Raw genomic sequence first — 6,353 nt, forward strand, 5'->3', positions numbered from 1 at the left:
TTAAGCTCCCCCTTTCAGCAACGCTTCTTCTTCTAAAAAGTAATTTTTGAAGTAGTTGGATTCTTGTTGCAATCGTTCTGGACTCGCCACTTCCACCAATTTTCCTGATTCAAAAACGAGCACCTGATTCGCCTCCAAAACATTATATAAGCGATGCGAAATAAAGAGCACGATTTTTTCTTTAGCTAATTCCTGCAACACCAGAAGAATAATTTTTTCACTTTCCAAATCCACCCCAGAAGTTATTTCATCAAAAACATATAGTTCTGCTTGACGCAGCAATGCTCTTGCTAGTAACAAACGCTGTCTTTGGCCACCAGATAAATTACTACCATTTTCCTCTAAAGGCTCGTTTAATTTTTCTGGTAATTTTTGTACAAAACCTGCCAAGCTAACCTGCTCCAATACTGTCCAGAGATCATTATCATTCGCAGCTGGATTACCTATTAATAAATTTTCTCGAATACTATTTGCATAAAGATAACCATGATTATCCACTAAAACACCTTGTTTTCGAATAGCTTCTTCGCTCAAACTAGCTAATGGTACATCATTCCAAATAATTTCCCCTTGATAGCCTGGCAATTGATTTAATAGTACACGTGCAAAAGTACTCTTCCCTGAACCAGACTTACCAACAAGAGCAGAAAAACTTCCTTTACTGAAATTAGTTGATATATCTTGAAGTGCTTCTGCTTTCCCTGCTTCATATGTATATATCAAATCGCGCACCTCTATTTTTTCTAAAGGTTTGGCTAGTTCTACTGAGCCGTAAATTTGCTCTTTTAACTCAAAATAAGCAAATAATTTGCTACAAGCACTGATTCCATTCATCGCTACATGGAATAAAGATCCCAATTGGCGCATTGGAATAAAAAATTCGGCACTTAGTAATAAGAACATTAGCATGCCAGTTGTACTTATAGTTCCATTTGTGAACATAATTAAAGACATACCAATACCAAGTGCTGCCCCACTGTATGAAATAATATCCATAATCGTAATAGAGTTCAGCTGCATTGACAACAAACTCATCGTGGCTTTACGAAAACGCTCCGCATCAGAAACAATTTCCTCTTGCTTATATTTATCTTGATTATATGCTTTTAAAATACTCAAACCACTTAAATTTTCATGAAATTTAGCCCCTAAATTCGTATAATCTGACCAATAACCACTCAAAATTCGTTTAGCAATTTTCATTACTGCCATAATAACAATCGGAATCATAGGCATACAAATTAATAACACAATCGCCGGCTGCCACGCAAAACCAACTAAACTTCCAAAAATCATGAAAGAAGCGATGAGACAATAAAATAATTGCGGTAAAAAACGTGAATAATAAATTTCTAATTGTTCAATCCCATCTACTGCAAGTTGTGTTAATGTAGACGCCGGTAACTGTCCTTCGTTATTCCCTAATCGAAAAGCTTTTTTCATCACCGCCCGCCGCATTGATAATCGTAATTCTGCCGACGCTTGGTAAATTTGTTTTTCCGCTAATTTGGTGAAAATAGCTTTGCCAACTAAAACAAGGAAAACCATCCCAACAAGACGTAACCAATCAACACTTTGGCCTTCCAAATAATACGTTAATTGTTGAGCAAAAATAAACCAAAGGCCAATCATCAGCCCCAAACTTAATACACGAAAAAGGATTAATAATATTAAAGATTTCTTTTCAACTAGTTGAAACAAACGCTTATCAATCATTGTACTTCCTCCGAGTTATATTAAGGTTTATTTTAGAAATCCTAAATACTTTCTTTGTTATTTTGGCAGTATGAGCCATTTTTAATACTACTTTTCCCATTTGATTGCTAACCTCCATCAATAAATCTTTGTTTATTATATCACAAAAAACACCATTTGATAACGATTATCATTATCATTTGTTTTTTTATGAGAAGGAATTTTTCTTCCAACTGGAAAAATGCTGATTATTATTTGGAAGGAATAGATATAGACCATATGATTAACTTAATACAAAGTTGCATGTTGTTTTTAAACAATAAAAGAAGACCAAATTAATGATCTCCTTTAATGATAGAATAATTTTTAAAATACACCTGTTGCCAAGCTTGCGTTTTTTTCGCTGTTTTATTTAAATCTTTACACCACGGTGGGTAAAATCTAGCAGCCATTTTCCCCTTTCTAGCTTCACTAGTTAAAATCCCCTTATCAATTAAACATTGTCTTGGAAAAACAAATAAACCATCCAAATCACCATCAATGACAACAATACATAAAAAATCAGCACTATCTGACTCGTCAAAAGAGCGATTTTTCCCAAATTCATTTTTCTTCCAAAAAGCGACAAAGTATCCTTCTTTTTTATCTGTTTTCATCGCCAAACGAGTACGAATCAATGTGTTATTTTTAGCTGTTTTTATAACCATTCCTTGATATTCTTTATTTTGTGATTCTTCCCGAATTACTACCAAATCACCAAACTCTGCTTGTAAAAGCTGTTCATATTTCAATAGATTATCCCTTCTGCTGTAAATGGAGAATGGGGTAAGGCTTCCCAAATCCATCTATATCGCTTTTGGAATAAACCACAAATCCATGCTTCAAATAAAATCTTGTCGCAAAATGGTTCTGTTCATTTACATCTACTTGATTTATCCTTTTGTTCTCAAATAACCACAAAAGAATCTTACTCCCATAACCTTTACCTCTAAAAACTGGATCAAGAAATAGCATTTCCAATTCCCGTTCACTCGTTCCACTAAAACCAACAAGCTCTTCACCAGAAAACCACAAAAGCAATTCCACATTAGCTAAAAATCCCGGAATTTGTTTTTTGTAAAATAGTCTATCTTCTACAGTCAAAAAGTCATGCGTTGTAATTACGGACTTTTCCCATATAGTTAAAATAGTTGGGAAATCTTGTTTTTTTGCTTTTTTATTGATAAGCATTTTTTACCAACTTCCCATTTACATAATTCTTTTCAAATCAATACAATTTCTAAGCAAGTTCTTCCATCAAAATCAATAAAGACTTTTCATTTTGATTCTTCACATTAATCTCTAAGTAGTCAAAACCATCTGTTTTAACTTGTTCCCAAGGTATACGTCTGCCATCAATTAGAAGGACATTTCCATTATCATCAAATTCATAATCTTCTTTTTCACTTTCATAATCAATTCCAAGACCAATAGATAAATTAATTTTAGAGACATTGTTCACTGGAAATCTTTTAAGTTCTCTACTTTCAATTACAGTCTTATCATATTCATCACAAAACATACTATCATATCCATAATATGCACCATCATAAAGTAATATTTCTTCTTTTGTTAAATTATTTTTTGCTATGATTTTTAATGGGACCTTAAAATCTGCGGCTGTAATTAGTTGATCTCCCTCAATTTCTTCAAGCGTTCCACAATAAAAAATATCAAATGTTTCCTCACTATTTGCAGTTGAAATTTCTAAATTAAGATAATCATTGATACCTATTTCTTTTGCAGTATTTTTCAAATATGATGGAATCAAATTTTTTCCTCCTTAATTATATTAATAAGCGATTATAGCATATATTACTACCTTAAAACATCTTTTTTATAGCTTGTTTCGTATTTATTCACTTAGAGCAAATTCTTTAAAATAACTAAGAATTGTTATTAGCTTATGAGGATCTCCAAAACCTTTAAATTCTTCATTTTCTTTAACTATTTTTATCCAGTCTTCCTCACTATCCATCAAATCGACATTTTCAAATTTTTTATTTAATAAAGTGGTTTCTTTAAGGTTAATTCGGACAAACCAACCAGGATTATCAAGGGTTTCTATAGTCACACCATAGTCATGCTCCCAAGCTCCATCACACTGTTCTTTATACCATTTTTCTATCCACAATAAAATATCCATGTTTCACCTTTCCTTATGCTCTAAAGATTGCTTATTTGATAGGTGGCTCTCACTTATTAACTCTGAACAATCCAGAGTTTTGTGCTTTTACTTTAACTATTCCACGGGCTTTTTTATTTCATTTCTTCAATATTAGGAATAGCCCAATCAATTGCTTTGCGTCCATTCTTTTCCAAAAATTCATTAGTTTTAGAAAAATGCTTGCACCCGAAAAAGCCTCCGCCTGCTAATGGTGATGGATGCGTACCTTTTAGCACTAAATGTTTAGGATTATTTATCCCTTTTGCAGCATCCATTGCATGATTTCCCCAAAGGATAAAGACTAATGGCTTATCATAATCATTCAGCAAATCTAAAACATGACTAGTAAATTTAGCCCAACCAAATTTCTTATGACTACCAGCTTTTCCTTCTGATACAGTTAGGCTTGTATTAAGCATCAATACTCCTTGTTTGGCCCAAGAAACTAAATACCCATGATTCGGAGCTTCAATATCTAGGTCTGTTTTTAATTCTTTATAAATGTTTTTTAAACTCGGAGGAACTTTTTCTCCAGGCTTAACAGAAAAACTTAGTCCGTGAGCTTGTCCTACTCTATGATAGGGATCTTGTCCAATAATAACCACTTTAACATCTTCATATGGACAAAAATCAAAACATGAAAATAATTCCTCTCTAGGCGGAAAAACTGTTTCTGTTTGATAGGCCGTTTCAACTTTATCCATTAATTTTATATAATAATCTTGTGTTTTTTCTTCTTCAAAAAAATCATTCCAATTTGTTATGTTATTCATGTTTGTTTTACCTTTGCCCTTCTTGATTTTTTTATTAAATTGATTGATAGTTCACTTATAATAGCAAATAAAATGCGATTATGATGATCTATTTCTTGAGTTTCATCCATATGATCAACTATCTTTAAGTGATTTTATATATAATCTTTTTATTTTATTAATTTTTTTATTTTATTAAATTTTTTAAATGCTGTTCTTTCAGATAATAATGTATTGCTTACATTCAAATATTTTAATTTGTCACATTCAGTTAATAAGCTAATATCAGTAATTCTTGTATTACTCAAACTTAGTCGTTCTAAATTCTTCATACTTACTAAACTTGAAATATCTTCAATTGGATTAGAATCCAGATATAAAAATTGCATTTTTATACAATTTTTTAGGGAGGAAATATCCGTTATCTTATTTCCTTTTATTTCAAGATAATTGATATTAACTAAATCATTAAAAGCAGTTAAATCTTTAATTTTATTATTTGATAGAATCAAGTCCTTAAGTTTAAGTAAATTCTTTATAGGTGTAATATCTTCCAATTCATTACCACCAAGATTAATTTCTACTAATTTTTTCATATTTTTCAAAATAACTAAGTCCTTAAGTCCACTATATTCTGCACTCAATAATTTAAGTGTAGTAATATTTTCTAATGATGTAAAATCTTCAATTATAGAATAATTTAAATATAATTTTTTTAACTTTGGTAAATTAGCTAATGTGTTGAGCTCTTTAATCTTACAATCAATTAGATATAATTCTTTTACTTTTTGCATATTCGAAAATATCTCACTATCTTCAATAATAGCTCCTCTGATATCAAGAATTTCTACATTTCCAACTTTTTTGAATACATCTAGATAGTTACAAGCTGTTGGTATCGGTCTGTGTTCGTCAGTTGAATACGCACAATGAAAGTCAAAGCTTTTTATTAGTGAAAAATCCGCATTTTCTTTTTCTTCCACTTCTCCTCTTAGTATGGCTAATAAATACTTCTGTTGTTCCCAAGCTGACTCGACTTTTTTCTCTGCTTCTTTTATAATAGTTAGTTCTTCATTAGAATATCCATATAGATTATCGTCTTCAAAAACCCAATCTGTATCAATTTGACATTTGGCAAATGACCACAATGTTTGCATCAAAAAGCGACTATCAATATTATCTTCTATGTTTATTTCTGTATGAGTTCCTGGAATAAAAAAATATTCCGTTGTTTTAGCGATTTCTTCATAAGGATCGCCTCCACAATAAACAGTCGGGTTTTCACTACTAATATCTTTCATATTAAATCCATATTGGCATACTCCTTGCATCTCTGAGGCAAACATCAACAATTCTACTGGATTTTCATCCCCATCGCTAATATAAGAAAGTTCATTAGGTGAGAAAACATGAAACTCATGATCACATTCGTCTTCAATCTCCCCTATTTTTTCATAATATTCTATCAATAATTTCGGTATAGTATATTTTTTTAAAGCTATATCTATTTGCTCTTTCGTATAAGGTTTTGTTTTATACCCTGCTTCCATCCAAACTTGTTTTAGATCATCAATTGTATGTTTCATTTTCTGTTATAAACCTCCCACTATTTAGTAAAAATCATCTGTCCTAAGTTTATGTAATAATTATAAAATAATTATTACTCTAATACGACATCTACCAGCAGGAATCTCTTTTAT

At 31.2% G+C, this 6,353-nt stretch carries 7 protein-coding genes; all 7 read right to left on the bottom strand.

The window, feature by feature from the left end; all coding sequences use genetic code 11:
• The gene (locus HCB45_RS11715; protein ID WP_185619982.1) at positions 1-1,716 is read right to left on the bottom strand and encodes an ABC transporter ATP-binding protein/permease; all 1,716 of its coding nucleotides are present in this window, start codon (positions 1,714-1,716) and stop codon (positions 1-3) included.
• 314 nt (positions 1,717-2,030) lie between these two features.
• Positions 2,031-2,486 carry a MepB family protein gene (locus HCB45_RS11720; protein WP_185619984.1) on the bottom strand — a complete coding sequence of 152 codons (456 nt, stop codon included), beginning with the start codon at positions 2,484-2,486 and terminating at the stop codon, positions 2,031-2,033.
• Positions 2,487-2,490: 4 nt separating this feature from the next.
• Complete coding sequence (locus tag HCB45_RS11725; protein WP_185619986.1) at positions 2,491-2,925, bottom strand: GNAT family N-acetyltransferase; 435 nt, start codon at positions 2,923-2,925, stop codon at positions 2,491-2,493.
• Between the two features lie 49 nt (positions 2,926-2,974).
• Positions 2,975-3,505 (bottom strand): hypothetical protein, encoded by a 531-nt coding sequence (locus tag HCB45_RS11730; protein WP_185607677.1) that lies wholly within the window; start codon positions 3,503-3,505, stop codon positions 2,975-2,977.
• 84 nt (positions 3,506-3,589) lie between these two features.
• Complete coding sequence (locus HCB45_RS11735; protein WP_149056251.1) at positions 3,590-3,880, bottom strand: immunity 53 family protein; 291 nt, start codon at positions 3,878-3,880, stop codon at positions 3,590-3,592.
• 113 nt (positions 3,881-3,993) lie between these two features.
• Complete coding sequence (locus HCB45_RS11740; RefSeq protein ID WP_185318484.1) at positions 3,994-4,674, bottom strand: uracil-DNA glycosylase; 681 nt, start codon at positions 4,672-4,674, stop codon at positions 3,994-3,996.
• 149 nt (positions 4,675-4,823) lie between these two features.
• Positions 4,824-6,239, bottom strand: coding sequence for a leucine-rich repeat domain-containing protein (locus tag HCB45_RS11745; RefSeq protein ID WP_185619988.1), 1,416 nt, complete (start codon positions 6,237-6,239; stop codon positions 4,824-4,826).
• Between the last annotated feature and the right edge of the window lie 114 nt (positions 6,240-6,353).

Origin of the sequence: Listeria farberi, from assembly GCF_014229245.1 — a bacterium.
GTDB classification, from domain to species: Bacteria; Bacillota; Bacilli; order Lactobacillales; family Listeriaceae; genus Listeria; species Listeria farberi.